Genomic DNA, 25,930 nt, shown 5'->3' with positions numbered 1-25,930 from the left:
GCCGGGCACCGCGATCACCCTCCTCGCCGGGACGGCGACCTTGCCCAAGCCTGGGCGAACTGCTCGTGCAGCGGGAGCGGGGAGATCAGGCGGCAGAACGGGCCGTATACGTGCGTGCCGTTGGAGTTGGGGGCGCCGTACGGGGTGAGTTTGGCCGTCTCCAGGGGGAGGTGCGGGGCCTTGAGGTCGGTCCAGGGGCCAGGGACGAAGGCGGTGCGGCCCGCGCGGGGGCGTTTGGCGGTCTCGGTGAGGCCGGTGGCGGCGAGGGCGGACTGCGCGGCCTTGTGGCGGGCCGGAGACCAGGCGTTCCAGCGGCGGATGTTGCGGTCTGTGGGGTGGGCGAGGGTGAGGAGCTGGAGATGGAGGGCCGCGGCGTCCTCGTCGAGGGAGAGGGTGGTGGCGACCTCGCCGACCAGGGACGGGACGCTGAGGAGGGGATTGGCTTCGTACGAACCGGGCGGCACCGGGGTGGTGGCGGCGCGCTCAATCATGCGGGCCAGGCCGCCGTCCGGGGTGTAGAGCTGCGTTGCGTCCGGGACGGAAGCGCGGAGGAAGACGTTGCCGTTCGGGACGGTGACGACGAGGCTGCCGTTGTCGTACGCCGACGGGAGCGTGGGGCCGCCCGGTTGGTAGGGCCTGCTGCGCAGGTGGAACCGGCCTTCGTACGGCTTGAAGGACGGGTCCGTCGCCACGGACGCAGCCAGGTCCGGGCGGAGGGCCAGGGGGACGAGGTAGGTGGGGGAGTCCAACAGAGTGCGGAGTTCTCCGTAGAGGCCGGTGGTCCAGGCGATGGACGGGTCGCCCACGGGGCGTTCGGTGAGCGCCCAGGCCAGGGCCGTCGCCGGGACTACGTGCGGCAGGTCGTCGGGGTTGATCCAGGAGCCGGTCGTGCCGTCGGACTCGTCGCGGCGCAGGGAGAAGTGGCCCGAAACGCTGCCCTCGACCAGCGCGAAGTCCTTGTCCTGGGCGGGGATCGCCTCGCCCGTCGCGAGGCGGTGGGCCCAGTCGCCGGTGATGGCGAGGTCGGTCTCCAGGCCATCGGCGAGGTCCTCGTCGACGTAGGGGGTCCGCCCGACGCGCCCGGTCCAGGCGTCCGCCATGCGCTCGGCGGCGGCGACCATGCCGTCCTCCGTCCAGAGGCCGGGCAGTTCGGCCGGGTCGTCGGGCAGGCCCGCCGCGAGGACGGCCAGTCTGCCGGAGGACCCGAGCCGGTATTCGCCGTATGCCCAGGCCAGGCTCTGGCTCGCGTTGTACGGCGCCGACCGCAGCAGTTTGTCGTACTCCTTCCCGGCGCCGTAGGGCAGGCCGCCCAGCGCGAGGGCGGCGATGGCCCGCCGGACTCCCGTACGGCGGGAGAACGCCTCCACCGCGGCAGGGGAGAGGGGCAAGGGGCCCCGTGCCGCGAGGAGTTCGAGCAGTCGGCCGAGACGGGCGCAGTCGTCACGGGTGAGTGTGACGGTCGTGCACCCGGTGGCCTCCGCGCATGCCGGATCGGCGGCCCGCTGCACGAAGCGCTCCCCGGCATCACCCTTGACACCCGGGTCGTCCGGTGGACCGGATGCGATCACCCATCCCTCCGCCCGGTGCGCGGCGAGCGAGGACGCCGGTGCCTGCCCCGTGCGCCAACTGCTGCCGCGCTCCGCGAAGGGCTGTTCGCGCCAGGTCTCCAGCAGGGCCAGCAGACAGGCCCGTTCGGAATCGGCGGTCGTGGACATGAGCGCTCGCCAGGCCACCGCCTCGATCGAGCCGAGCAGCACGGTCCAGTCGACGGGCCGGGCCGGAGGCGCGAGACGGCGGGTCTCGTCGTCGATCTCGCCACGCAGATGGCGGCCGTCAGCGGCCAGGGCGGTGAGCATGGCGGGCTGCGGCTGGGGCCTGGGAGCCTTGTAGTGAACAGGTTCGTCCCGCAGGCCGCGCAGCGCGGTGGTCAGCTCCGTGTCCGGTACGGGGTTCTTCAGCGTGACCGCGGGTCCGGACCGCATGACGCCGACGCGCCGGGAGAGCTCCTCGCGGCGGCGCCGCACGTCGGCGGCCAGGCGGACCGCGCGCCGCACGCCCTCACGGATGTGGGGACTGGTCAACTCCGGTATCACCGCGGGCAGCACGTCGGTGAGGCCGGCAGGGGAGTCGAGGAGACTGCGTACGGTCTCGTCGCCGACCGCACGCAGCGCGGCCGAGGCCGCCGGGTCCCGGGGGACGAGGAAGTGCCAGTACGCGGGCGGGGGGAACGGCAAGGGGCCGGCGGCGGCCGACGGCCTGTGCCACGGGTGCTTGGGGTCCGGGAACCCGCGGACCTCCCACAGCAGCGAACCGTCTTCGACTGCGACGCATCGGACGTTGATCTGCTCCGCGAGCACGCCGTCCTCGCCGCCCTGGGGCAGCCGCAGTATGCCCCACGGGTCCTGGCCCTGCCGGGAGACCTGGTAGGTCCCCTCGCGCCCGTCGATTCCCTCCAGGACGAAGCGGTCGGGTGCGTTGTTCCGGTACTTCGTGCGGCACAGCACCCGGAAACCGACCAGGGAACCGGCCTGTCCCAGCGGGGACTCGGGGGCGCCCGGCGGCATGGGTGCCAGGGAGAGGGTGTCCGTGAAGACCGCTGTGCCCGGGGGCAGGTCGCCCGTGCCGGGGAAGTCCGGCAGGGCGGTGTCGTCGGTGCGGGCGCCGGTCAGCGGGTCGACGCGGGCCCAGCTGTCCCCGTACACCTCCGCGCTCCACACCCGCTTGCCGTCCGACATCTGCAGTTCGTGGGCGTCGATGCCCTCGCGGCCGCCGGGGCGCAGCACCCGCTTGCCGTCGTGCCGGCCGTCGCCGTCGGAGGTCTCGAACTGGAAGCCGAGGGCGCCGTCGATGGATCCGCCGTACGGCACCATGCCGCTGGCGTTCTGCGGATGGAAGACCTCGTCGGGGGCGTCCGCCCAGAAGGCGGTGTCGCTGCAGTAGGGGTTCGCGTCCGTCGTCCAGCCGACCAGGAACTTCCCGCCCACGTAGTGCACGGTGTGCAGGGTCGCGTCGTCCGGGACGCGGAAGGTGCAGGAGGTGCGGCGGCCGGCGTGGTCGACGGCGATGGCCCGGTCGCGGGAGTAGAGCGTGAGCACGGGCCAGGTGCAGGTCACGGCCGTGATCTCGGCGAGAGGCAGTTCGGTGAGGGCCTCCTCCAGCGCAGGCCAGCCCAGTTCCTCCGGCAGCCCGGCGCGCAGGGCGCGCAGCAGCGGGCCGGTCAGGTCGAGGGAGGCGAGGGCCTCCTCGATGCCGTCCAGCGCGGTGGCGGTAGGGCGGTCCAGGAGAGTGGTCAGCTCGTCGACCGCCTCGTGCGCGGCGCCGAGCCCGCCGCCGCGCAGGGCGTCGAGCAGGCCGTTGATCCGGGTCAGGACCTCGGCCGCGATGCCCTCGTTGCCCGGCAGCCGGGTGATCGCCGTACCGCCTCCGCCTCCGCCCCATTCACGGCTGTGCAGGCCCTCGTGGACCGTGCCCTCCAAGCGGCGGCCGAAGACCGGATGCGCGGCGACCGCCTTCAGATCGCGGCGCGAGCGGTCGCCCCAGAACTGCAGCAGGACCGTCTCGCCCGGGTCGTACACCTCGATGCCCTCGGCCAGGCAGGCGTCCAGCAAATCCGCGTCAATGTCGGTGTGGTGCGCCCACTTGGTCTCGTGCAGCCGCACCGGCTCGCCCGCCGCGCGCAGGCGCGGGGCGAACAGCGCCAGCAGCTCGAACAGCTCGGGCGGCATGGGCTGACGGGAGACACCGCCGTACGGAACCTGGAGGTACGCGTACTCCCGGGCGAACCGGCTCAGCCAGGTGGGCAGCCCGCCCTCCGGGGTGGCGCGCCCCGCCGCCACCGACTCGGCCGCTCCGGAGCCCCGCAGCAGACGCACCCAGGGGGCGGCGTCCGCCCGCGTCGGCGGGAACAGGTCCAGCAGCACCGCGTTCACGGCGTCACCCTGCGGGTGCTGGGCCAGTACGACCGCCGCCGCGTCCAGCAGGGCATTCGGCACCGCCTTGCCGCGTGCCCCGCGCAGCGCCACGCCCAGCAACCGGGCCTCCTCGTCCGTGCCCAGCCCGGCAGCCCGGGCGGAAGCACGGATCAGCTTGGCCAGGTCGGCGGGGAGGTCACCGGGGGAGGCCGCCCAGGCCTCCAGCAGCCGTACGATCTCCTGGTGCGCCCGCTCCGGCGGCAGCGTCGCCGCCAGCCGGCGCTGCTGCGACGTCAACTCCTTGGCGGGCAACGCACCGGCCCGCGCGAACAGCAGCACGTTCTCCCGGTGCCGGTCCGTGTCCACGGGCAGCGCGTGGTCCTGCTCAGCCTTCCGGGCGAGGGCGTAGGCGCGGCTCGCCTGCTTGGGGAACGAAAGGCTCATGCGGTGGGCGACGGAGTCCCAGAACGGCGGCAGGTGTGCCGGGGGCAAGCGCCGTGCCTGCCAGGTCATGTCGTCCAGAAACCGGCCCGGCTTCTCGTACGCCCGGAACAGGCCCGACTCGACCGCCTCCATCAACTCGCGCGCGGCCGGCTCGGCGCCCGCATCGTGAGCGAGGACCCAATCGACGTACGGCACCAGGGAGTTGGGCTTCGGAGGCAGCGTGACGGTCATGCGGACGATCCTGACACGCACCACTGACAGGCAGGCACGATCCCTCGTGGCCGAACTGCAGGGTCGGCGACTCAACGCACCTTAGGTGTGCGCCGGGGGCGTGGTAAATGCCGTGGCGTGCGCCGAAGTACTTTCGTGTCTGCCCTGACGTGGGCTGATGCCGGTCCGGGACGCTGGTGGGGTTCGTTCCGACCGAAGCCGATTGCGAGTGACGTGATCGGGGCCGGGGTGATCGACGCCGGGCACCATGGGGTTCTCGTAGTCGAACTCCACCTTCCCAAAGGAATCGCTCGTGATGGGTGGGGGGCGTTGGCGGCGGTGATCAGTAGGCGTTCGCCGTATGCGTCAGCCAGGGTCGTGGGCTTCGTAGTTGAGAGCGATCTCGAATGGGCCGCGGGTGCCGGCCCGCGAGGATGGGCAGGGTGAAGTCGGCGCGCGATCCCGGGGGTGTGACCCGGCCCGGGTGGGCCGTGCCGACCATCCTGGGGAGGGGACCGTATGAGGTTCACACGGAGCACACCGGACGGCGACAACGACGGCGTGGGGCAATGGCTCCGGCACGCGGCGGTCGGGGAAAGCGTCTTTGACAGGGCGGAGTTCGTCGACGGCTACGCGGTGCTGCGGTGGGAGACCGGCCGGGGCGGCGTCGGCTTAGTGCACTCACTTATCGACGGCAACGCCAGCCCCGGGGCGGTCATCCGCGCCCTGGGTCGACGTCACGGTGAGCGTCTCGCTGACAGGTACGCATGCGTGGTAGTGGCGCAGACCGGCACACAGGTGACACAGCCGTATGTGCCCAAGCTCCTCGCTTACGACGTCGACGGGTCCGGCAAGCAGTACGAGACGACCTGGGCCCAGCTGGCGGCCGCGCTCGGGCAGCCAGCGCCGTACTGGTTTCACACGCTGCGCGACCGCGACGCGATCGCCGCCTGGCGCCCGGGTACACCACCGGCGGTTGTGCCCGCACGCGACATCGTCACCCCGGTCACGGCGCTCGTAGAGCTCGCCGCCGACGAGCCGGACGGGTCACCGGCCGCCGAGCTGTGCTGGTACCTCGCCCGGGAAGTCCGCCGCCGCGGCCACGCCTCGGCCACCCGCAACATCGCCGAGCTGCGCAAGAACGCGGCCGACGGCGGTGATGGTGCCCACCTTGCCCTCGGCGCCGTGCCAGCACCCTTCACCCGGCCCGCCCCGCAAGAGCCGCCGGAGATGGTCCGCCGCGCCGGCTGGCTGACCATCACCGAACGCCGCGACGTCCTCGCGCACCGAGTCGCGGACTTCGCCCAGCGCTGGGACGGCGGCCAGGACTGGCACACCGGCGCCGTGACCAGCGTGTATCCAAGCTCCTGCACCACCGCCCAGGAGTGGGCCCAGCGCCTGGTCCCCGCCGCTTCCGGCCATCCCCCCACCGTCCTGGAGAAAGTCCTGCTGGACAACGGCCGCGACACCGACACAGACGTCCTCCTCCACGACCCCGTCGCCGGCATCCCCGTACTGCACCGCGCCCCGCGCACGCGCAACGCGAACCTCTTCACCTATGCCCTGCAGCGCCTGCCCACCCGCTCGCAGCTCGCCGCCCTCATCCTCAGCAGCAGCACGTGCTGGATCCGCACCCAGGACGACACCCTGTGGTTCGCGCCCGAGCGGGAAGGCTGGGGAGTTGGCTTCGGCTACTCGGGCAACGGCTGCCAAACCCTCGCCCGCCTCGTCGACGTCCTCCTCGACGACATCTCCGCCCCCGCGGCCCACCCACAGGACCCTGCAGCCCCACGCGGCCTGTTCGAACTGCTGCGTGACACCCCTAGGGACGGCACGACCACCTACACCCGGGCCCAGTTACTGGCCGCCCGCGCCGACTGACGGCACCCGGTCAGCCGCAGTCGTTGCGGTTGATCTTCAGGGAGCGTGTCTGGTCATTGAGGTTGTAGGAGCGCAGATCGTGGATGGAGCCGCCGCTGCGGGTCACGCATACCCAGCGCCCCGGCGTGGTGGCAGTCCCAGCAGACAGGGCTGGTGATCGGAATTCACCTGCGGGTGAGTTCTCGGCTTGGGAGGCTGTGTGCTCACGTTGGAGCACTGGAGAGACGGGGCCATCTGCCTTGATCATCTTGGATACGAACATCTTGTGGGGTGTCACGCCGGACAACGCGAGCACGGACCTCTTGAAGACCATCCGGGCGGCTGGGGTGGAGGGGGTCGCCGTGCCGTGGATGGTGATGGAGGAGCTTGCGGCGCAAAGGGCGCTGAGGCACCGGGAGAAGTTCGACGCTGCTTATTCGGCTCTCCAAGCGCTACGGCAGAACACGCCATGGCCCCTGGCGACGCGGCTGCCGGATTACGAGCCGGAGCGGCTGAGGCAGCACTGGAGGGACGCTTACGCCGCCGTTGTTGACGTGCTGCCGCTCAGCGAGTCCGCGCTGCGAGAGGCTGCTTTCCGGGAGGCGAACGTCCTCCCGCCATGCAAACGACTGGAAGTCAAGGGGTCCACGAAGCCGGTCAAGACCGGGTCACGTGACGCCACCATCTGGCTGAGCGCCGTGGAGTACGCGCGCGAACACCCGGACGAGACGGTGTACTTCGTCAGCAAGAACACGGATGACTTCGGCGACGGCACCTCGTACCAGCCGCCCATGAGTACGGACTTGCAGGGCGTCGAGGATCGGTTCGTGCACTACACCTCCCTGGCTGAGGTCGTGTCCCGGTTCACCGAGTCCACGGACATCGACGAGGACGCGATCCGGGCGCAACTGGCCGGAGAGCCTGCAACGGAAGCGATTGCCCAAGAGGCCTGGGCCAAGTGGAAGTTCGACATCGACAAGCGGGTGATTCCCCAGATCGTCGAGCCTGCGACGTTCGAGGTATCGGTACGGGCGCTGGTGAGCAGTGACGGCGTGACCGTGGGCGGAGGCCGGCAGCGGGCCGTGGGCTGGCTCCAGCCGCCGACCGTCAGGTTCGCTGGTGTCGGTGATGTGAGTACATACCGGATTGGCGAGCACGTGTGGTGCACCGCTACCGCGAGCTGGCTGGTGGGCGGTTTGGTCATGCTGTCAGGCTTGCGGGCCGCGATGGCGGGTTGCGCCTGGGAAACCCGGCTGTTGATGAGCCCTTCCAACAGGGAGGCACAGCTCACTGTCCTGCGTAGCCAATCGCCGACGAGTATCTCCGCGGAGGAATTGGCGACGCTCCCCGAGTTCCCCTCGCCGCGCCTGCACCTCGCGGGGGACGAGGGCCCCGCCACCGCGACGGGCTGGCGGTCTCAAGGGTCCGTCTTGGAGCTGCTGCTTCAGTCGCTCACCGCCTGGCAGTACTACCGGAACACGTCCCCGGTGGAGGACGCGTAACGGCTCGGTCTGACGGGCCAGACCGGCCGCCGGCTGAGTCGTAGCGTCAAGGCAGGCTCGGTTGTCGGAAACGACCTCCGGGGGCGTCGACACCTTGGGACGATTCCGGCATGCAGACCGTGCAGCCTTACCCGCCTGGCACCCGCTGGTTCTTCAAGGGGCGGGCCGGGCACGAGCAGACGGAGTGTCATCTGGTTCGAGCATCGCCGCTGACCGGAGCTGTGGGACCCGAAGGACCATCGCCTTCGGGGCCCACCTCCGTCCCCGTCCCCGTGTTCGGCCTCGCCCGCGCGGTATGAGGCAGGGCGGGACCAGCGGGCTGGCGGGAGCCGCTGGCGGCTCGGTGCGTGCCCAACCACAGGCGCTCACGCTGCCCTCGCTTTTCACGACTGTCCTCACAAACGAGAGGCGACCGTCCCATGTCGCAGAACGGTGGGGGCCGTGTAAATACCCGCCCAGCCGACCCGCACGACGACCCAGACACACCGGTTCAGCGGCTGGACATCACGCCGCGGGTCCAGCGCAGGCTGTTTCTGCTGAGCGGGAACGAATGCGCCTTTGCGGACTGCCGGGAGGTACTGGCCCCCGAGAGCGGCGGCTACTTCGGCGAGATCGCCCACATCCGTGCCGCGGAGAAGGGCGGGCCCCGCTTCGATCCGGCGATGACCAACAACCAGCGGCGGCACATCGACAACCTCGTCCTGCTCTGCGTCAAGCACCATCAGCTGATCGACGACGCCGAGACAACCGCCCGGTTCGACCGGGCCGCCCTTGAAGACATCAAGCGCCGGCACGAGGACCGGATCCGCCGTGTCCTGCAGGCGATGGAGCGCGCCGAGCAGCAGTACGTCGATCGCACCCGCACCCAGACTGTCGTTCACTGCTCCACCCTGGAGCGCATGTACGGCAGCGAGCTCGACGAGGACGACCGCCGGGGCACCGCCGAGAGCGTCAACAAGATCGCCGACCAGATGCGCCGGGCCGCCTTGGCCGCCCGACAGCTGCTGTGCCAGGTCCTGGAGGAGGGCGGTGAGCTCAGCGTCGGCGAGGCCGCCCACCGCGGAGGCCTTTCAAAAACTCAGGTTTACGAACTCGGTCTGCAACTTGAGCGGTTGTGGCTGGCCCGTCTCGAAGAGGCAGAGTGGGACGACCCTGGGTACCGGCCGGAGCGCATCACCCTGCCTGATCCCATCCACGACCACAACGAGCTGCTCGACTACGACTTCTTCAACGACCTGCTCCGTCACGCCGCCAGCCGCGACGACGATGTCCTGAACGATGTTGTCGTCGGGCTCGACTTCTCGGTACTGGACTAGAAGAGCCCCGGCAGGCAGCGCTTCATGCCGTGCCGGCTGACGCCGGTACTGTTGGAGTACGAGGCGTTGTCGGTGGCGACCATCTCCGGCTTCACCTTGAGCCCGGTATGTGTAGGTGCGTACATTCGGCTGGTCACCCCATGGTCAGGTTCATGTGCGGATGGTTACGCTGTCGCGATGGATCACGAGGGGGCGAGCCGGGAGTCGGTTGATCCGGTGACCAGCCGAGAGCAGGACGCGGTGCGTCTGCTGCTGCTGATCGACGGGGCGTGCGAGCCGCTGACCGAGGCGGAGAAAGCCGTGCCCGCGCTCGTGCCAGCGTTGGGTGTCATGCGGACGCAGGTCAAGCTGCAGAAGCTGGACTTCTGGCTGCGTAATCCGGACTACCTGGCCAACGAGCTGCTGACCGAGTACGAGGCCGACCGCGAAGAGGCGCTGCTGGACATCGCGGGCCGCATCTTGGATTCCGAGGAGCCTGAGGTGCGGCGCTATCCGATGCTGCGCCATCACTTCGGCGCCTACGAGTGGCTCGACGATGCTCTGGCGGTGCTGCGCAGTGCCGGGCTGCTGGTCCGCAGACGTCGAGGAACAGTCAACCGGGTGCGCCAGCACGACTACTTCCTGCTGGAACACGGCCGTCACGTCGCCCGGGAGATCATCCGCCAGGCGCCGGCATTCGACTACTACGTGCAGCGCGTCGAACTGGTGATGCGGCTCGCGGGGGAGAAGAGCGGCAGTGAACTCAAAAAGCAGCAGTACCTGACGCGTGAGTACGCCGAAACGCCGCGGGGGAGCCGGATCGGAGCGATCAGTGAGCAGGCACGCCGGCGGCTGGCGGCCTTCCGGCAGCAGTTGCAGGAACAGGGAGCGGGGGGAGCATGAGCACAGTGAAGGCAGAGGCTCTGCTGGAGGCACGCGTCGCGGACAAGGCGGGCGTGACGGTCGACAGCGTCCGTGACGTGTTCACCGAGTACGGGCTGCCGCTGGTCATCTCTCCGGCGCGGCAAAGGTCCCTGCACGTGCACCGGCTGCGGGTGGCCGGTGAGCGCACCGGTGACGTCGAACCGGGCCCCTTCAACACCCCACTGCCGTTCTCTGCTGGGCTGACGGCACTTGTTGCCTCGAACTTTCGGGGCAAGACGTCCGTTCTGGAATTGCTGACGTGGTGTCTTCGCGGCACGCCCCGCAGTGAGATGCAAAGCCGTGTCCGCGGCTGGCTGCACCAGGTGGACCTGGACGCAACCGTTGCAGGCGAACCCATGGCGTTCCGCCTCGACCTCACGGACGGTGAGATCACGTCAGCCGTCGTCCTGACCGGCGGCGACATCGCCACGCTGACCGACGTACGGTCCCCTGACCCGGGCCTGGGCATCACTGCGCTGCTGCGGGCTTCCAGCACCGACAGCTACGCGGAGCAGATCGCCGGACTGATGCTGGGCCGGATGGACCTCCAGCCGCTCGTCAACAGCTTCAAGGAAACCAGCACCCAAACCCACGGTTGGCCCGCCTACTTCGGAGCGGTCTATCTTCCGGCCGGCGGCGACAAGGCCCTGCTGGGCGAGGTCACCTCCAACGGACTGCCAGGCCGGCTGCTGCAGGTATTCCTCGACCTGCCTGCCGCGGCCGCCCTCACTCGCGTCAAAACCGTCCACGACGTGCGGGTCGCCGAAGACAAAGCACGCCGCACAGCTGCGGCCGCCGAAGCGGAGGAACGCGCCGCCGAGCGCGAACGTCTCGCAGCGGACCTCGCCCAGGCCCGTGAACGCCTGGCACGTCTGCTGCCGGGGGACGAAGACGATGCTTCGCTGGTCGACTTGGCCAACGAAGCTGTGCAACTCGCCCGGGCCCTTGCCGACGCACAAGACGAATGGGACGAGGCCTCCCGGGTTTTCCGCCGGGCCCGCACCGAGCGTCAGCACGCTGCCAAGCTCCTCAACGACGTCGCCGAAAGCGCAACCGCACGTTTGCTCTTCCATGGTCTGAACCCGGCCAGCTGCCCTCGCTGCGACCAGGACATCGACGACGTACGGCGCCAACAAGAGCAGCACGCCCGCACCTGTGCGGTCTGCGCACGAGAGGTGACGGGAGACGACGAGAATCCGCAGGAAGTCACCGCCGAGGCCCAGGAGCGGTTGAAGACGAGCACCACCGTCGAAGCAGCCGCGAAAGAGGCTTTGGAACAGGCCGAGGCCGCCGTCGACCGCTTGACCCGCCAGATGGAGACCGCTCAGGCACAGCTGCGGCGCGCCCAGTCCGCCGCCGACCTGCCCGCGCGTCTTGCCGCCCAGGAGAACGTGCTGCGGCTGGAAGGCGCGCTCAGCGTGTTCCGTGAACCGGATGAACCGGCCACTGACGCGACCGAAGCAAAGACCATCAAGATCCTCGCAGCCGCCGCCGACCTGCTGGAGAAAGACAGCAAATCGGCCGCCGAGGCGCTGTTCGAGGAGGTCAACAAGGAGATCGCCGAGCTGGCGACCCTGTTCGGCGTACCTTCCCTGGAGTCGGTGTCCATCGACCGCAGCGCCCGCTTGAAGATCTACCCCCTGGGCAGCAAGCAGGAATGGTTCAAGGACCAGACAGCGGGCGCGCGACTGCGACTGCGCATCGCGGTCGTCATCGCCCTGCTGCGTGTCGGCCGCCGTTACGGCGTGTCCACCCACCCAGGACTTCTCCTCATCGACAGCCCCAAGTCCGAGGAAATGCAGTCCGCCGACGCCCGTAAGCTCTTCACGGAACTGGCCACCGTTGCCGCTGAGAGCGACCTGCAGGTGGTCATCACCACCGCGGACTTCGATCTCGCCCGCGCCACGCTGCCCGCAGACACCATCCGACAGGCCGAGGCCGGCGCCTCCCTGTGGTGACTCCACGCTCAACATCGGGCAGGAAAGGACGGCTGTCGTGCCGCAACTCGCCGACCGGCTCACCGAACTGGCCGCAGACGGACAGGCCATCACCTTTACTGCCATCGGCCTCACCCCCGACACGGTGGCCAGCCAAGCAATCGACGTCGCCGCCAGCCCCTTCGCCCCCTACCTGGCCGAAGCCGTCGCCGACGCATACAACCGCAGCGACACGCAATGGCAGCCCGCCGCCACCGCATTCCCCCAGGGACTGGCCTCACAGCCCAGCGTCCTGCACCTCACCGCGTCTCTGGACGCCCTGCTGCACAGCCCCGCAGCCGCCAAGGCACTGGGCAAGTCCCTGACCACAGCCCTGCTGGACGGCCTGCTCGCACACATCGAACGCGCACCGCTACTGGCCGCTGCCCGCCTCGAAGGCGCCGTCCGCCTGGCCGTCGCCGATGCCGTCACCCCCTTCAAGGTCTGGCAGGCCCTCGAAGACGTCCCGAGCGACGGCCCTGAGGACTTCCTCGAGCGTCTGCCACGCCTGTTGGGGCTCACCCTCGACCGATGGGCAGACGAGGACACCATCGCCGACACCGTGCGCGCGCTGCTCCAGCAGCTCACCCACGACGAAGCAGCCGACGTGGACGCCATGTTCGAGCTCGGCTGCGACCTGCTGCGCCGTGCACTGTCCTCCCAGGACATGGGCTCCGTCACTACTCACCTCGTGCAGGCCCGCAAGCAGTTCGAGACTGCGGCTCACGCCGAGGAAGCCCGCGACGATGCGCGTACCTTCGCCGCTGTCTGCGACGCCATCCTCGCATTCGGCCGAAACGATGCCGCAGCCATCGTCCGCGCCGCGGACCAGATCGCCGACGCCCTCGACCAGCGCGAGGCCTGGCTCCACCGCACGCACCAACCAGACTGGCTCCAGCCACGCCGCTCAGCAGAGATTGCCTGGCATCACCTCATCCTCCAGCTGCGGGCCGCCGCTACAGCCCTCCAGGAAGACGCCTGGATGCACGCCTGGCAGGCCCTGGACACCGTCCTCAGCGCCTACAACGCCGCCCGCACGGTCTGCCCCGTGGCCGGCGACACGAGTCATGGCCTGGCCCACTTGGTCCAGCCCGCGATCGAAGACCGCTTCCTGCGCCAACAGGCCTTCCTGGCACAACTACGCCGCGCAACTCAGGAGACCGGCCAGCACGCCGCCCGCGGCTTCGACATCGCCACCGCCAACGCCTTGCTCCAGGCCGTCGAAACCGCCACCCAGCGCGAAACGAACACAGCCGCCGCCCCTTCGGCAACCGCAAGCGGGACCGACGACGACGACCCTGGCGGGGCGGCGATCGCCCGCCTGCAGCGACTGGCACCAACCCTGCTGCACCAGCTGAGAGATCAAGCCCGCAGCATCGGCAACGCACTGGACGACCAACAGCTGCGCCTCATCGAGGGCCTCGCCTATGACAGCGACGTCGCCCGTCTCAAAGCCACCGACCCGCTCATCGTGCCCAAGCTCGACGAACTCACAGCCGAACTGTCCACGCATCCCTCCTACACGGGGGAGATCAAACTGACGTTCTCCGTTTTGGTCGAGCAGACGCTCCTCTTCCTCAAGAGCCGCTCCGACATCACACGCACGAACCTCCTCGGCACGACGAAGAAGGGCGAGCCGCCTCCATTCGACTACCGGCGCAAACCTGAGGGGGAGCGCAAGCCCGTCGAGGCTGACCTGCAACGCGACTTCCACCAGTGGCTCCAGAAGGGCCCCCTGCACAACGTCGTTCTCGTCGAGCCCGACGACGTAGGCATGGGCCGCGCGGACGTCATGACGCACTTCGGCGCCCTGCGCTACCTGACCGAGATCAAACAGGACGCCACCGACAACCACCCTGCGTACCTCGAGAGCCGCTACCTCACCCAGGCTGCCGAGTACAGCAACACCAACGCCCCGTTCGGGCAACTCCTCGTCCTCGATCTCACACCCAAGGACGACACCCAGGGCAATCTGCGTGTCGACGAGGTCGCGTGGACCACGATCCACCGGCCCAAGGGGGCCACGACAGACCGTGCGGTCGTCGTCGGTATCGTCGCCGGCAATCGAACAACGCCCTCGGCCTACTCACGCAAATGAACAGCGACGATCTGCGCCCGAGACTCAGGCGGCGTTCGAGTGGAGAGTGACCCAGTCACCAGAGCGTGACGATCGCCCATGCAGCGCGCCGTAGTCGATCTCGTCGAGCCGCCCGCCCAGCAGGCTCTCCAGCCTGCCCAGTCGCGTCACCATGCCCAGACCCTACGTTCGGCTCTCTGAAAGTCGTACGGCAGTGTGCATCTGGCGGCGACACGATAGATCGATGACCGCGGCACGGGGCTGGGCAAGCTCCTCGAGGGCTTTGCGGAAGGGGGGCATACCGGAGCGTTCCGGCGGGCTGGCCTTCCGCTGCCCGAAGCGCGATCGACGGCTGCCCTGGGCAAAGTAAGACTGCCGCCGACGATGGATGTCGTAGACGCTCGGGGCCAGGCGCCGCTGGACGGCGGAGGGGACTGGTTCATGTAGGCCGGCGGCGAGCGTCGTGACGGACACCCGCGGCTGATCTCGTACCCCGAGGACCGCTTTCACGGCCTCGCGCCGTGCGCTCACGAAGTCGAGCTCGGGGAAGTACTCGCTGCGAGGCGTCGACGAGGGAGACAACGCGCGGCAGGCCGCAAGGGTGCGTGACTCGCTGGCCTGATACTCCGGGTGTGCAGGCGAGAGCCAGGCCCGGGACACGGTTGACCCGACACGGTGTGCCTCACTACGCAGGGCTTCGAAGCGGGCACGTGGTCCTGCGGTGGCGCCCACCTTCACGTAGGACACCGCACCGGTGATCGCGAGGACATAGATGAAACCCGTGCCCTTCACGGCCCGGTCGGGGACCGGTCGCTTCTTGATGTAGTGCCGCAGCCAACTACGAGGGTCCTCGTACACCAGGTGCAACATCCCTGCCCTTTCACTGTGTTGCTGTCCAGTGAATCGGAGGAATGTGACAACGGCCCTGCCCTCCAGCTCCCGCCGTTCCCGATTGCCTGAGGCTCAGTCGCTTCAGTCGCTTGGGTCGCTGTATTCGGCATAGGGCAGCGACTGAACAGCCAGCGACCGGGCGACTCTTCGGTCGCTCCCCGGCGAAGCCGGTAGAGCTGCAGGTCAGCGCGTTCTCCTCAGGTTGAAAGCGACTCAAGCGACTCGGACTTGGCATATATGAGCTCCACAGAGTGTGCGCGTGTGCGTTATATACAGAGAGCTTCAGTCGCTTCAGTCGCTGTTCAGGCTCCTTACGTCGTCTGACCTGGCTGTTTGCCGTTGCCAGCCAGGAGCGACCGAACGGTCATGGGTCGCTGTGCCCTCCGCTCCGTCGCTGGACGGCTGCTCGCCGGTCGCATCATCGACACGGCGTCACCGTTGTTCCGCATGTGCTCCACGACCCCACCGGCCCCGTTCGCTAGTCTGTGTCCGTCGTTGAGTCGCTTCGGTCGCTGATAGGGGGTGCAGATGCCTGCTGAGCTGCAGTTTTCCCGCAGCGACTCAAGGGACCCTGTCAACCCCGCTTCTTCAGTCGCTCCGTCCCTTGCCACCGCACAGGTGTGCGCCCGCCGAGGCTGGCCCGTGCACCCTCTCGCCCCAGGCCGGAAGACACCAGCCGCGAACTGCAGCGAGTGCCGCACCAGCGCCCACGCAACAACCAACTGCCCCTGCCTCCGCGCAGGCCGCTGGTGCCACAGCTTCCACGCGGCCACCCTCAACCAGGACCGCATCCAGCAGTGGTGGGGGCAGCACCCGGAGTTCGGCATCGGCGTCTCCTGCGGCCCGGCCGGCCTAGTGGTCATCGACATCGACGCTCATGGCACCGAGCCCCCCGCGCGTGACCGGATCCTGCCCGGCATCCCCATCGGCGACCACGTCGACCTCGCCGGCCTCGCCAACGGCTTCCACACCCTCGCCGTCCTCGCCGCCCTCCGCGGCCAGCAGAGCCCCGCCGACGACACCACTACCCTGCGCGTATGCACCCCCTCCGGGGGCCTCCACGTCTGGTACCGGGCCACCGGCAACCGCCAATGGAAGTCCTCCGCCGGCTCCAGCCCCGGCCGCGCCCTGGCCTGGCAGGTCGACATCCGCGCCCACGGCAGCTACATCATCGCCCCCGGCACCACCACCCGCCACGGCGCTTACACCCCTCTCGGCGAGGTCCGCGAGCCCGCGGCTCTTCCCCTGTGGCTTGCCCAGGAACTCGACCGCACCGGGCACCTGCCCGCGCCCACCGTTCCCGCTCCGCGCCCCGTCCCACCGCGCGCCCAGCAGGCGGTCCTCGCGGCCGGCGGCCGCGGCCCAGCCGAGCGCACCCTCGCCGCGGTCCTGGCCCCGGTCGAGGCCTGCGGTCAAGTCGCTCAGGGCGCGGGCTTCTCCGACGCCCTCAACCGGGCCGCCTTCACCCTCGGCGGCCTCATCGCCGCCGGTCGCCTTTCCCGGCAGGAAGCCGAGCAGGCGCTCAAGGACACCGCGGCCGCGGCCCGTCCGGGTCAGGAGCTGCGCATCGAGCAGATCATCCGCAGCGGCCTCGCCGCAGGCCTGAAAAAGCCCCTTCATGCCACGGGGAGGCGCCCGTGACGTCCTCCGGCAACGTGCCCCTCTTCGAGTTTGACGCCGAAGCTGTGGCCGCCCAGATCCGTAACCAGGCCACTGCGCAACTGCCTGCCCAGGCCGCCGCCGAGCGGCCCGCTGGCGAAGCAACCGCCAACGGTCTCCTACCGGACACGCTGACGGACCGGGGCAATGCCAAGCTGTTCGTCAAGCTCTACGCCAACGACTACCGGCACGTCCCCAAGATCGGCTGGTACCGGTGGGACACCACCCGCTGGCAGATCGACGAGGACGACACCGTCCTGTGGGCCGCCGGCGACCTCACAGAAAACATCGCCACCCACGATCCACGGGGCCTGTTCACCACCACCGCCCTGCACAAGCACCGCACCCGCGCCATGTCGACCTCCGGCATCAACGCCATGCTCGCCCAAGCCAGGTCCGCGCCCGGCATGGTGCTCAACGCCGACCGCCTGGACGCCGACCCCTACGCCCTGTGCACCCCCCAGGGCGTCGTCGACCTACGCACCGGGCTGCTGACGGCCCCCGACCCGAACAAGGACTTCCACTCCCGCTCCACCACCGTCGGCCCCCAACCGACGCCCATCCCGCGCTGGCTGCGCTTCCTGACCGACACCTTCGGCGACGACGCCGAAGGCCTGGAAATGATCGACTACCTGCAATTGCTACTCGGGTACTCGATCACCGGCGACGTCGGAGCCCAGATCCTCCCCTTCCTCTGGGGAACGGGCAAGAACGGCAAGTCCGTCCTCCTGGACGTCATGATGAAGCTGCTCGGCGACTACGCGGACGCGGCTCCCCCCGGCTTTCTGATGGCCAAGCCGTTCGAAGGCCACCCCACCGACCTCGCCGAACTCCACGGCCGGCGCGTCTACGTCTGCTCGGAGATCAAGCCCGGCGACAAGTTTGACGAAGCGAGGGTCAAACTGCTGACCGGCGGCGACCGCATCAAGGCGCGCCGCATGAGGCAGGACCCCTTCAGCTTCGAACCCACCCACAAACTATGGCTGCTGGGCAACCACCGCCCAGAAGTCGGCACCGGGGGGTTCGCCTTCTGGCGCCGCATGCGCCTGATCCCGTTCGAGCGCGTCGTCCCCGACGACCGCAAGATCGACAATCTGGCGGACATCCTCGTCATGGAGGAGGGCCCCGGCATCCTCGGCTGGCTCATCGACGGCGCCCGCCGCTACCTCGGCGGCGACCGCGACCTCACCGGACCCGAGCGCGTGCGGATCGCCACGACCGCGTACGCGGAGACCGAGGACCACACCGGCCGGTTCTACGAGGAGTGCTGCCAGCTGGGCCCCGACCTGCGTGCCGAGCAGACGGCGCTCTACGCCGCCTACACCACCTGGTGCCACAATGAAGGCGCACTGGTCATGTCCTCACGCGCGTTCGCCTCCCGCACCCGGGAACTGGTCGGGCTGGCCTCGCCCAAGGGGATGATCCTTTCCAACCAGCGCAAGTACTACCCGGGCATCGGACTGCTCACCGACGAGGAGAGGGAAGCCAGCGCATGAGTTCCCTGATCGATGCGGACGAGATCAGCCGCGAAGCCGACATCGTGTGGCTGGAGGACATCGACGACCTCGACTACGTCCGCCAGAGCCTGGACCGGCTGCCGACCCGCAAGGGCCGCCCCGCCTACCACCGGCCCGGCCGCATGGTCGGCTACGCCCTCCTCGACACCAAGGCCAAAGCCTCCCGCGCTTCTGGCACGTTCCGCCGCCGCGTCTTCTGGCTCCTACCCCACGACCGCGACACCGAGCCCGACGGCCTTTACGCCAAGAGCGCCCCCGCCGAAGCCGTCGACCCGCGCACCCTCGAACCCCGCGTCAAGGGCTACAAGACCGAACGCTCCGAAGGCGGCCCACCCTCCCTCGCCATGCAGGAACTCGGCATACAACTCCCGCTGTAACTCCCGCGCCGACCGCGATGACTCAAGTCCTGACCAGCCTCATCGCGGTCGCTGGCACCCTGCTCGGCGGCTGCCTGGGCTACCTCCTACAACGCCACGCGGGCAACCGCGCCGAGCGCCGAGCAGCCGTGCTGGCCTACACCGCAGCCATCACCGAGTTCCTACGTGCCCAGCAGGACTGGTGGTGGCGCAAACACGAACAGCCCGACGGCCCCGAGCACAAGGCCGCACGGCTTGAAGGGCAACGCCTGCGCGGCGTGGCCCGCCAGGCGGTCAACGGCCTGCTGTTCTCGGTCGGGGACGCCGAGCTCGTCGCCGAGGCCTGCCGGATCCTCGAAGAGGCCAACACCGTGCATCGCGCCGCCGACGGGCCGAGATGAGCGCCCGCGCGGCCGCCGTACGAGACGTCCTCGACCACTTCATCCAGCACGCCGCACAACGAGTTCCCTGACACCTAGCTGCTTCCCAAGCGGATGACCCCGGCCCCGCTGACAGGTGTGAGTTGTGCGGCTGCGTAGTACTGCTGCGTTCTACCGTTATCAGCAGTTTTGGCTATTTTTGGCCTACGTCTTGTGCGTGGGGGGTGCCGCGCCCACGGTTGGAGCACTGCCGTCGCTTGGCGCTAGCAGAGGGGGTCCTACATGGACACATCGCATGCGAGGAGCGGGTCGTTCCTGCTCTCGGTAGATCCGGTATTGAGCGGTCAGATCGTCATCAAGGAGGCCGAGCGCTCCGCAGAGATTGATCCCAACATCCGGTGGGCCACGGAGCAGGTGACCGCACGCTTCGAGGAGCTTTCCAAGGACGAGGTAGCCGATGTCGTATCGGTGATGTGGCTGAGCTTGAGCCACTACCTGTTGGGCCCGTGCTGGTGGGGACCCCCGTTCGTCACCTCGACCGTGCCGCTTATCGGCGCGGGCAGCCTGGCGCCCCATCTGCAGGTCGTTCGTACCGGGCTGAGCTTCGGCGACTCGATTCGGCGAATCACCGAGGATGCGCTCAAGACCACGCTGACCGTGGACGCTTTGCGGTACGCCGCCCAGGAGACCGCAGAGTGGTCGGCTGGGCAGGACAACTCGGCGTACGTGCAGGACCTTCTGAAGGCGCGTGAGGACCTGACACGGCTGGGGGGCGACGGATCGCAGAATGTCCTTCCGGTGATCGGCGTCGTGGCCATCGGGGTTGGGATATTCCTGGCTGGCGCCGCCGTCGCGGTTGCTGTAGAAGAAGTGATCCACCACCATGGCGGTCACCGCTGACCTTCCACGCCCCCTCAACCGCAGCCCCTCGCATCTCGCGAGGGGCCGCGTCTGTGTGATGCCTCTCCTTAGGGCGCCCCTATTTGGCGTCCGTGGCCGCGTCGTTCTTCGCCTTCTCGCAGGACCTCGCTGCCCGGGTAGCGCTTGGACGCGGTTTCAGCGGTGGGCGTGAACACGACCTTGCCGCTGGTGGCCACCACTTCCCCTTGCGGGCGGTTGGCCCGAGCTGCGCAGGGTGCACATGCCATGTCACTCAACATCGTCGACAACGACGCCAAATGGCGGGCGCTGGGCAGCGGCACCCTCTACACCGCATTTCGCCGCATAGTCTCTTACGCCTCCTCTGAGCCACCGGCGCATCGATCACGCCACAGTCGTGGCGGCATGTCTGAGAGACGCAGGTGGGTGGGTAGCCACACGCGAGAGCGAGGGGGAGAAGGTGGCTACTACCGCACGCGAGCTGCACGAGCAGCACCAGGCCAGGCTCAGGGAGCTCGGTAACCGGCACGCACGTATCAAGCAACTCGACCCGGATGAGGATGCCGCGTCGTTCGAGAGTCAGTACGGAGAACTGGTGGCGTGTGCCGCGCAGTTGCTTGAGTTTGAGCGGGCGCTTCCGGCCCGGCTGGCCGAACCGCAACGAGAACGCACCGAGCAGATCGTGAAGTGGTCATGGCGCGGTGAGAGCGCAGTGGCCGTGGCACTCATGGTGGCGATGGTGGTCCTTGGGCACACCATCTGGTGGCTGGTGCTGCTGATACCGCATCTGCTCGCCACGCTGGCGGGCTGGTCGGTCACCGTGACCGCGGTCCGTCACAGGAAGCAGCGCGCGGTTGCGATCGGTCTGCATGCGCTGTGCCTGCTAGTGGGGCTGGTGACGCTGGGAGTGCTCTCCCCCTGGTGGATCACCGCCATCCTGCTCGCCTGGTTGGCCATCGGCGTGGCCTCGGAGGGCACCACGCAGCAGGGGGCGAAGTGATCGAGGACGCCGACCGCCGGATGCGGGATGCCGACCGGCGGATCCGGGACTTGGACAGCCGACTCGACGACCTGGAGAGCGATCATCAGCGCCTGAGTGACAAGTTCGGCTACACCGAGGACCTGGACCACGAGCTACGCAGCCTGCGCAGCGACATCAGCAGCTGCGAGGGCAAGATCGAGGAACTTGACGAAGAGCTCCGCGACAGCGTCACCGAGACCGACCAGGCCGTGAAGCGGCTCGTGCAGCACGTGCGGCTCCTGGAAGGCCAGCTCATGGCATCAGGCGGAGCCCAGCTCGCGGATCTGGACACCTTCACCACAGCCCAGCGCGGCCTCGCCCGCAGCATGGAGCGCGGCTGGCAGGCCCGCAGCCTACTGCTCAGCGACCACGAGCGCTCCACATTCCAGCATCGGCTCCGATACCAGGGCGAGACCGCCGAACAGCACCAGCAACACCGCACCACGGTGATCGACACGGTGGGCACGATGGCCACTACCCGCTACGGTTCCAGCGCCCACACCCAGGCCGCCAACAAACTCCGCGAGGCACTCGCACGCGAGCAGAATCTTCGCGAAAGCCTGGACCGGCAGACCCTCCTCGCCAAGGAGGCACAAGACGCACTGGCTGCCGATACGAAAACCCGCACCGACAAGCAGTCGGTGATGTCCGCAGGCACAAAGGCCGAGAGGCAACTCACCACGGCGCTGAGCAACCGGCTGGCCGACGCCGTCAGCGCCCGCGCCGTGCTGCCCACCTGGTTCGTCACCGTCCTCGGATCAGCACCGCCGGCCAGCGGGACACAGAAGTGGCTCGAGACCGCCACCCAGGTCCTGCTGTACCGCCTCACCTACAACGTCACCGACCAAGTAGTCGCCCTCGGCAGCAAGCCCTCCGACGCTGACCGGCACCGGCGGGAATGGTACGACCGACTGATCAAGGACCTGCGCCGTTGGTGAGCACGTGTTCCCTTCGACCTGCCCGGCCGAGGGGAGCGATGCGCCGGATGCCGCGGCGCAGACGGAGTGTTCACGGGCTCTCAAAGGGAGAAGGCGCCGCTGCAGAAGGTGTCGTCGAGGGCGAGGGTCCGGTAGGTCACGCCTTCCCGGCCGTTGAGGCGGTGGGCGAGGCGTGTTGCGGCTTCGTCGGTGAGGTAGGCGCGGCCCAGTTCCCTGCCGCCTGCCGCCAGGCGGACGCGGAAGTGCTGCGCGGTGCGGCCGAGGAACTGCGTGCCGGCATCGCCAACCAGTTCGGGCTGGAGTGAGAGGCAAAGGACGGTGGCTGTCTGAACGCTTTCGGGGGATGCCCGGTGAAGCTCGCCGTAGTCCTGTCTGGTGGGGGCTAGGGTGCGCGGGAACGGCGGTCGGGTGAGGGGATGTGGCAGGTCATGGGGCGTCAGCAGTGGTGGGGGCGGTGTCTGGCGGGCGTGGCCGTTGTCGCGGTGGCCGGGTGCACGGCGTTGGACGAGGGGACTTCCGTTGCGCCGCCCGACGACAAGGCGTCGGAGTCGAGTTCGGGGGCGTCGCGGTCGCCTGCTGGTGATGGCCCGGCGGGCCCGGGTGACGGGACGCTGCCGGGCGTGCCGACCGCTGAGGCGGCGCGCACTGAGCTGGCCGGGCTGAAGGTGGCCGCTCACGGTTCGATGGCCGGCTACAGCCGTGACCGCTTCTCCCACTGGTCAGCACAGGGGGAGAACTGCGATACCCGGGAGACGGTGCTGGAGCGGGACGGCACCGGCGTGAAGCGGGACGACGAATGCCGTGCGGTATCCGGCAAGTGGGTCAGCGTCTACGACGACAAGACACTCAGCGACGCGTCAGAGCTCGACATCGACCACATGGTGCCGCTGGCCAACGCCTGGCGCTCCGGCGCCGACACCTGGGGTGACGACGAACGCAAGGCGTTCGCCAACGACCTGACCCACCCGCAGCTGCTCGCGGTCACGGCCTCCTCCAACCGGTCCAAGGGCGACCAGGGCCCGGATGAGTGGCAGCCGCCGGCCAAGACGTACTGGTGCACCTACGGGCGGGCCTGGACGTCGGTGAAGGACACCTACGAGCTGACGGTCACCGAAGCGGAGAAGGACATGCTGACCGAGATGCTGGATACCTGCACGTCATGACCGGCCACGACACCACGCCCGCGCCCGAGCGGCTGCAGAGCGAGGTGACCGCGGGCCGAGGGGGCGCGATGACCGATGAAGTCGGCGTCATCACCGGCGACCTCACTATCGCCACCACAGCGCTGCCCGGCGGGCGCGCCGCCGTCACGGTCCAGTACACCGGTGCTGCGGAGTGGTACACCCTGACCGGCAGTCCCGTCCCGCTGCCGCCCGGCCAACTGGCCGTGCTCCACGCCGACGTTGTCGAGCGTGTCCGGCAGGGAGGCGGAGCCGAAGCCCCGCACTGAATGCGGCTCTTGCTCTATGGATGTTGCTCTCTGGTGGCGGCCGGTCTCGCCGTGTAGCGTCGCTGTCAGATGTCGTGGTTCGCATTACCTGCCCGCGCTCCGGCGTGGGCTCTTTGCTGTGCAGTGCCGGACCCGGGGCGATCACCCCGGGTCCGCGCAGTGCGGACCCGACAGCGACTGAGAGGCACGAGCATGGCACGCGGAACCGTCAAGTGGTTCAACTCGGAAAAGGGCTTCGGCTTCATCGAGCAGGAAGGCGGCGGCCCGGACGTCTTCGCGCACTACTCCAACATCAACGCCTCCGGCTTCCGCGAGTTGCTGGAAGGCCAGGCCGTGACCTTCGACGTGACGCAGGGCCAGAAGGGCCCGCAGGCGGAGAACATCACGCCCGCCTGACTCTCGGCCTAGACGTCATCGAGGCCCCGGAGCACGAGCACGCGCTCCGGGGCCCTGATGCATCCTGCGCCGACGGGCCCGCGACGGGCATGTCCGGCCTGCCGGTACTGCGTCCAGGCCCGGACTGCGTCCGCCGTTCCTCAAGGTGTCTTCACGAGGTTTTGAGGAAAGCGTTCCCGGACCCTACGGCGTCACTCCGGCCAGCAACTGCTGCGTCATGAACTCGGTCGCGTATTGACCCGAGTAGTGCGCATGCGAGCACGTGAGCCCAGCGCCGAAGAGTTCGAACAGCCCCTCAGGGCTGCACTTTTCCATGGAGTCGGCCCATTCTGGTCCGCTGAGCACGTCGTCGTTCCGAGGATCGGGTGGAGTTGCGCAAACAGGGTCCACGGGGCTCCCGCCAGGGGTGACAGGACTCCCGAAGCAGTAGGACTGCGATCGGTTTTCCAGTGCCTCGGGGAGGTAATCTTCCCGAGGGCCGTTCACATAGGCTGCCAGGCCGACGGTGTCCCTCGGGCCGGCCCCTGGCCCAGTCTGGCCGGGCAATGTCCTTTGTGCTGCGGGCGAGTTGGGGTCGAACATGGGATCACCGAATAGCAGCACCGTGTCGATCCGATCGTAGAATGGTTCCAGCCTCGAATCGGCCAAAGCATCGCCCAGCACCCACGCCCCCTGGGAGTAGCCAGCGAGGACGAAACGCTGCTCGGGGCACCGGATGGCCTGGTTATAGATCTCTGCGACTGCCCGGGGGACACCCTCTCTCTGGGTTGCCACCAGCTCATCCGGCAGTCTCTTCCTGAGGGGCCTGTTGTTTTGAGCGTCTGAAATTGCCTCTTCCACCAAGGGGTCGGCGAAAACGCTCGTTTCAGCTGGAGTGTAGTTCACGTACCGCACACTCACGTTCTCTGCTCCACGCAATTGTAGTTGTGCAATTGCGTTGTCGAACGCTCCCCCTTGACCAGGTAGGCCGAGAGGGATTTGAGGCGGACCGAAAGGTAGGCCGTTGCCGACCCCCTTTACTCCGATGAACGCCACGCTTGTGCACGGTGTTGCCGTACTGGGAGGGTCGATGGGAGGTCCGGGCGGCGTGCCCTGCGGCGCAACAGTGAACGAAGCGCTGACAGCACCTCCGTTTCCGAGGATGGCATCGATACTAACGGTGCCAGGCGGTGTGGAATCCGGGATCGTCACGGTGGTCGTGAATGTCCCTTCGACGTTTGGATAGGCTGTGCCCAGCCGTGTCAGCCCCATGTTGATAGGGACGTCCAAACGGCGACTGCCGTGTTCCTGCCATCCGGTGCCGAATATGGTCACTCGTGTTCCAGCTGGGCCACTCGCGGGGCTGATGCTGATCTCTTCAGTTTGGGCGGATGCCGAGCCTGGCGAGAGCAGTGAGAGGGCTACTGCGAGGACAGCGGTCAATGCTATTCGGGCCGTGGGGCGTGATCGAGCTTTGGCACGGAGGGTCGATCTTCGGCGCATGATCCGCCTTTCGATGAGGTTGAGAAGTTACTTCCTGCCTGGGACGTTAGGTCGATCAAATCGGGCACGCGCGCGGTGATAGGCCACGCAGACCAATGGGTGGGGCAAGCGGTGGTTACCTGCTGTACGAGGGACCAACCACTGGGTGGTGAGGTACGTGTGCTCGGTCGCCTGTCGCGAGCGCAACAGCAGGGGAGATCCGCATGCCGTCGGCGTGCGGCGAAGGCGGCTTGCCTCAGGCCTGTACTTGGCTTTCATCCAGCGCCGGCTCCGGCGGCGTGAACTTACAGGAGCGGCTCTCTCCGAGGGCGAAGCGACCGCAACCGCGAGCGCGTGTGGGCGGTCCAAGGGTCGGGCCTGCTCCGGCGTGTCTGGTGTCGGGACCTGGGTTCCTGTCAGGTCGGTCTTCCGGGGTATGTCTGCTCCTGTCTCCTCCTCGGTCTGTCTGTCTCCCTGAAGGGATGTCAGTCCTGCCGGAGGCAGGCACACCCCCTCTTCAGGAACTGACCCAACGTCCCTCGCCCCGGAAGGGGGTTGGGCCCCGGAGGGGCCCCCTTTTCCTTTCCCGGTATTCCGTGGTTTACTTATCTCACACGGAATACCAATCCAATTCCCCCCCGCTTTCAAGGGAATCGGAGATTCCCCCAAAACCTTCCCCGCACAACACCCATGACACCCCCTCAACTCACCCCCCAACTCAAACCCCAACTCCCCACCCATAAAACAAAACCAGCGCTTTTACGCTTTCCGTGCCGGAGGCAC

21 protein-coding genes are annotated in these 25,930 nt (G+C 68.4%); 17 read left to right on the top strand and 4 right to left on the bottom strand.

The window, feature by feature from the left end:
- Nucleotides 1-14: 14 nt before the first annotated feature.
- On the bottom strand, nucleotides 15-4,586 hold the full coding sequence (locus FE633_RS12815) for a hypothetical protein (protein ID WP_138045246.1): 4,572 nt from the start codon (nucleotides 4,584-4,586) through the stop codon (nucleotides 15-17).
- A gap of 498 nt (nucleotides 4,587-5,084) precedes the next feature.
- On the opposite strand from FE633_RS12815, the gene FE633_RS12810 reads away from it, so the two are divergent.
- From FE633_RS12810 to FE633_RS12795, 3 genes are all read left to right on the top strand, one after another.
- On the top strand, nucleotides 5,085-6,446 hold the full coding sequence (locus FE633_RS12810; RefSeq protein WP_138045245.1) for a hypothetical protein: 1,362 nt from the start codon (nucleotides 5,085-5,087) through the stop codon (nucleotides 6,444-6,446).
- 83 nt (nucleotides 6,447-6,529) lie between these two features.
- Nucleotides 6,530-7,927, top strand: a complete 1,398-nt coding sequence (locus FE633_RS12800) for a PIN domain-containing protein (RefSeq protein ID WP_246113583.1) — start codon at nucleotides 6,530-6,532, stop codon at nucleotides 7,925-7,927.
- Between the two features lie 419 nt (nucleotides 7,928-8,346).
- The gene (locus tag FE633_RS12795) at nucleotides 8,347-9,243 is read left to right on the top strand and encodes a hypothetical protein (protein ID WP_138045242.1); all 897 of its coding nucleotides are present in this window, start codon (nucleotides 8,347-8,349) and stop codon (nucleotides 9,241-9,243) included.
- Here FE633_RS12795 and FE633_RS47745 read toward each other — a convergent pair.
- Nucleotides 9,240-9,380, bottom strand: coding sequence for a hypothetical protein (locus FE633_RS47745; RefSeq protein WP_212747211.1), 141 nt, complete (start codon nucleotides 9,378-9,380; stop codon nucleotides 9,240-9,242). The genes FE633_RS12795 and FE633_RS47745 overlap by 4 nt on opposite strands.
- A gap of 40 nt (nucleotides 9,381-9,420) precedes the next feature.
- On the opposite strand from FE633_RS47745, the gene FE633_RS12790 reads away from it, so the two are divergent.
- The 3 genes from FE633_RS12790 (at nucleotide 9,421) to FE633_RS12780 (ending at nucleotide 14,220) form a co-directional block, all read left to right on the top strand.
- Nucleotides 9,421-10,125, top strand: a complete 705-nt coding sequence (locus FE633_RS12790; RefSeq protein WP_138045241.1) for a hypothetical protein — start codon at nucleotides 9,421-9,423, stop codon at nucleotides 10,123-10,125.
- 152 nt (nucleotides 10,126-10,277) lie between these two features.
- Nucleotides 10,278-12,104, top strand: coding sequence for a coiled-coil domain-containing protein (locus tag FE633_RS12785; RefSeq protein WP_138045240.1), 1,827 nt, complete (start codon nucleotides 10,278-10,280; stop codon nucleotides 12,102-12,104).
- Between the two features lie 37 nt (nucleotides 12,105-12,141).
- Entirely contained in the window at nucleotides 12,142-14,220 is a 2,079-nt protein-coding gene (locus tag FE633_RS12780; RefSeq protein ID WP_138045239.1) for a hypothetical protein, read from the top strand.
- Between the two features lie 24 nt (nucleotides 14,221-14,244).
- Here FE633_RS12780 and FE633_RS49210 read toward each other — a convergent pair whose 3' ends face one another.
- A complete protein-coding gene (locus FE633_RS49210; protein WP_281291176.1) occupies nucleotides 14,245-14,373 on the bottom strand; it encodes a hypothetical protein in 129 nt (42 codons plus the stop codon).
- Nucleotides 14,374-15,732: 1,359 nt separating this feature from the next.
- On the opposite strand from FE633_RS49210, the gene FE633_RS12775 reads away from it, so the two are divergent.
- From FE633_RS12775 to FE633_RS12730, 11 genes are all read left to right on the top strand, one after another.
- Entirely contained in the window at nucleotides 15,733-16,731 is a 999-nt protein-coding gene (locus FE633_RS12775) for a bifunctional DNA primase/polymerase (RefSeq protein WP_246113582.1), read from the top strand.
- Complete coding sequence (locus tag FE633_RS12770; protein WP_138045237.1) at nucleotides 16,728-18,245, top strand: DNA primase family protein; 1,518 nt, start codon at nucleotides 16,728-16,730, stop codon at nucleotides 18,243-18,245. Before FE633_RS12775 ends, FE633_RS12770 begins: the two co-directional genes overlap by 4 nt.
- A complete protein-coding gene (locus tag FE633_RS12765; protein ID WP_138045236.1) occupies nucleotides 18,242-18,643 on the top strand; it encodes a DUF6009 family protein in 402 nt (133 codons plus the stop codon). The genes FE633_RS12770 and FE633_RS12765 overlap by 4 nt, the downstream gene beginning before the upstream one ends.
- Before the next feature lie 17 nt (nucleotides 18,644-18,660).
- Nucleotides 18,661-19,023 carry a hypothetical protein gene (locus tag FE633_RS12760; protein WP_138045235.1) on the top strand — a complete coding sequence of 121 codons (363 nt, stop codon included), beginning with the start codon at nucleotides 18,661-18,663 and terminating at the stop codon, nucleotides 19,021-19,023.
- Nucleotides 19,024-19,284: 261 nt separating this feature from the next.
- Entirely contained in the window at nucleotides 19,285-19,902 is a 618-nt protein-coding gene (locus FE633_RS12755) for a hypothetical protein (RefSeq protein WP_138045234.1), read from the top strand.
- A gap of 439 nt (nucleotides 19,903-20,341) precedes the next feature.
- On the top strand, nucleotides 20,342-20,881 hold the full coding sequence (locus FE633_RS12750; protein ID WP_138045233.1) for a UbiA prenyltransferase family protein: 540 nt from the start codon (nucleotides 20,342-20,344) through the stop codon (nucleotides 20,879-20,881).
- On the top strand, nucleotides 20,878-21,840 hold the full coding sequence (locus FE633_RS48300; protein ID WP_246113581.1) for a coiled-coil domain-containing protein: 963 nt from the start codon (nucleotides 20,878-20,880) through the stop codon (nucleotides 21,838-21,840). Before FE633_RS12750 ends, FE633_RS48300 begins: the two co-directional genes overlap by 4 nt.
- 161 nt (nucleotides 21,841-22,001) lie before the next feature.
- Nucleotides 22,002-22,145 carry a hypothetical protein gene (locus tag FE633_RS47145; RefSeq protein WP_171059919.1) on the top strand — a complete coding sequence of 48 codons (144 nt, stop codon included), beginning with the start codon at nucleotides 22,002-22,004 and terminating at the stop codon, nucleotides 22,143-22,145.
- A gap of 123 nt (nucleotides 22,146-22,268) precedes the next feature.
- Nucleotides 22,269-23,003: an HNH endonuclease family protein gene (locus FE633_RS12740; RefSeq protein ID WP_246113580.1), complete on the top strand. Its 735-nt coding sequence runs from the start codon at nucleotides 22,269-22,271 to the stop codon at nucleotides 23,001-23,003.
- Nucleotides 23,000-23,290, top strand: coding sequence for a hypothetical protein (locus tag FE633_RS12735; protein WP_138045231.1), 291 nt, complete (start codon nucleotides 23,000-23,002; stop codon nucleotides 23,288-23,290). Before FE633_RS12740 ends, FE633_RS12735 begins: the two co-directional genes overlap by 4 nt.
- 192 nt (nucleotides 23,291-23,482) lie before the next feature.
- Complete coding sequence (locus FE633_RS12730; RefSeq protein WP_138045230.1) at nucleotides 23,483-23,686, top strand: cold-shock protein; 204 nt, start codon at nucleotides 23,483-23,485, stop codon at nucleotides 23,684-23,686.
- A gap of 183 nt (nucleotides 23,687-23,869) precedes the next feature.
- Here the strand turns inward: FE633_RS12730 and FE633_RS12725 are convergent, their stop codons facing one another.
- A complete protein-coding gene (locus tag FE633_RS12725) occupies nucleotides 23,870-24,571 on the bottom strand; it encodes a cutinase family protein (protein ID WP_212747210.1) in 702 nt (233 codons plus the stop codon).
- Nucleotides 24,572-25,930: the final 1,359 nt, after the last annotated feature.

It is taken from the genome of Streptomyces montanus (assembly GCF_005786655.1).
Taxonomy (GTDB): domain Bacteria; phylum Actinomycetota; class Actinomycetes; order Streptomycetales; family Streptomycetaceae; genus Streptomyces; species Streptomyces sporangiiformans.
Note: the sequence above shows the minus strand (reverse complement) of the source record. Positions and strands in the feature narration are given on the sequence as shown.

What these genes read in the sequence shown, in the direction of transcription:
- FE633_RS12815 (WP_138045246.1), bottom strand. Translation starts at nt 4,586, where the DNA reads ATGACCGTCACGCTGCCTCCGAAGCCCAACTCCCTGGTGCCGTACGTC.
- FE633_RS12810 (WP_138045245.1), top strand. Translation starts at nt 5,085, where the DNA reads ATGAGGTTCACACGGAGCACACCGGACGGCGACAACGACGGCGTGGGG.
- FE633_RS12800 (WP_246113583.1), top strand. Translation starts at nt 6,530, where the DNA reads ATGGAGCCGCCGCTGCGGGTCACGCATACCCAGCGCCCCGGCGTGGTG.
- FE633_RS12795 (WP_138045242.1), top strand. Translation starts at nt 8,347, where the DNA reads ATGTCGCAGAACGGTGGGGGCCGTGTAAATACCCGCCCAGCCGACCCG.
- FE633_RS12790 (WP_138045241.1), top strand. Translation starts at nt 9,421, where the DNA reads ATGGATCACGAGGGGGCGAGCCGGGAGTCGGTTGATCCGGTGACCAGC.
- FE633_RS49210 (WP_281291176.1), bottom strand. Translation starts at nt 14,373, where the DNA reads ATGGTGACGCGACTGGGCAGGCTGGAGAGCCTGCTGGGCGGGCGGCTC.
- FE633_RS12765 (WP_138045236.1), top strand. Translation starts at nt 18,242, where the DNA reads ATGAGTTCCCTGATCGATGCGGACGAGATCAGCCGCGAAGCCGACATC.
- FE633_RS12760 (WP_138045235.1), top strand. Translation starts at nt 18,661, where the DNA reads ATGACTCAAGTCCTGACCAGCCTCATCGCGGTCGCTGGCACCCTGCTC.
- FE633_RS12755 (WP_138045234.1), top strand. Translation starts at nt 19,285, where the DNA reads ATGGACACATCGCATGCGAGGAGCGGGTCGTTCCTGCTCTCGGTAGAT.
- FE633_RS12740 (WP_246113580.1), top strand. Translation starts at nt 22,269, where the DNA reads ATGGGGCGTCAGCAGTGGTGGGGGCGGTGTCTGGCGGGCGTGGCCGTT.
- FE633_RS12735 (WP_138045231.1), top strand. Translation starts at nt 23,000, where the DNA reads ATGACCGGCCACGACACCACGCCCGCGCCCGAGCGGCTGCAGAGCGAG.
- FE633_RS12730 (WP_138045230.1), top strand. Translation starts at nt 23,483, where the DNA reads ATGGCACGCGGAACCGTCAAGTGGTTCAACTCGGAAAAGGGCTTCGGC.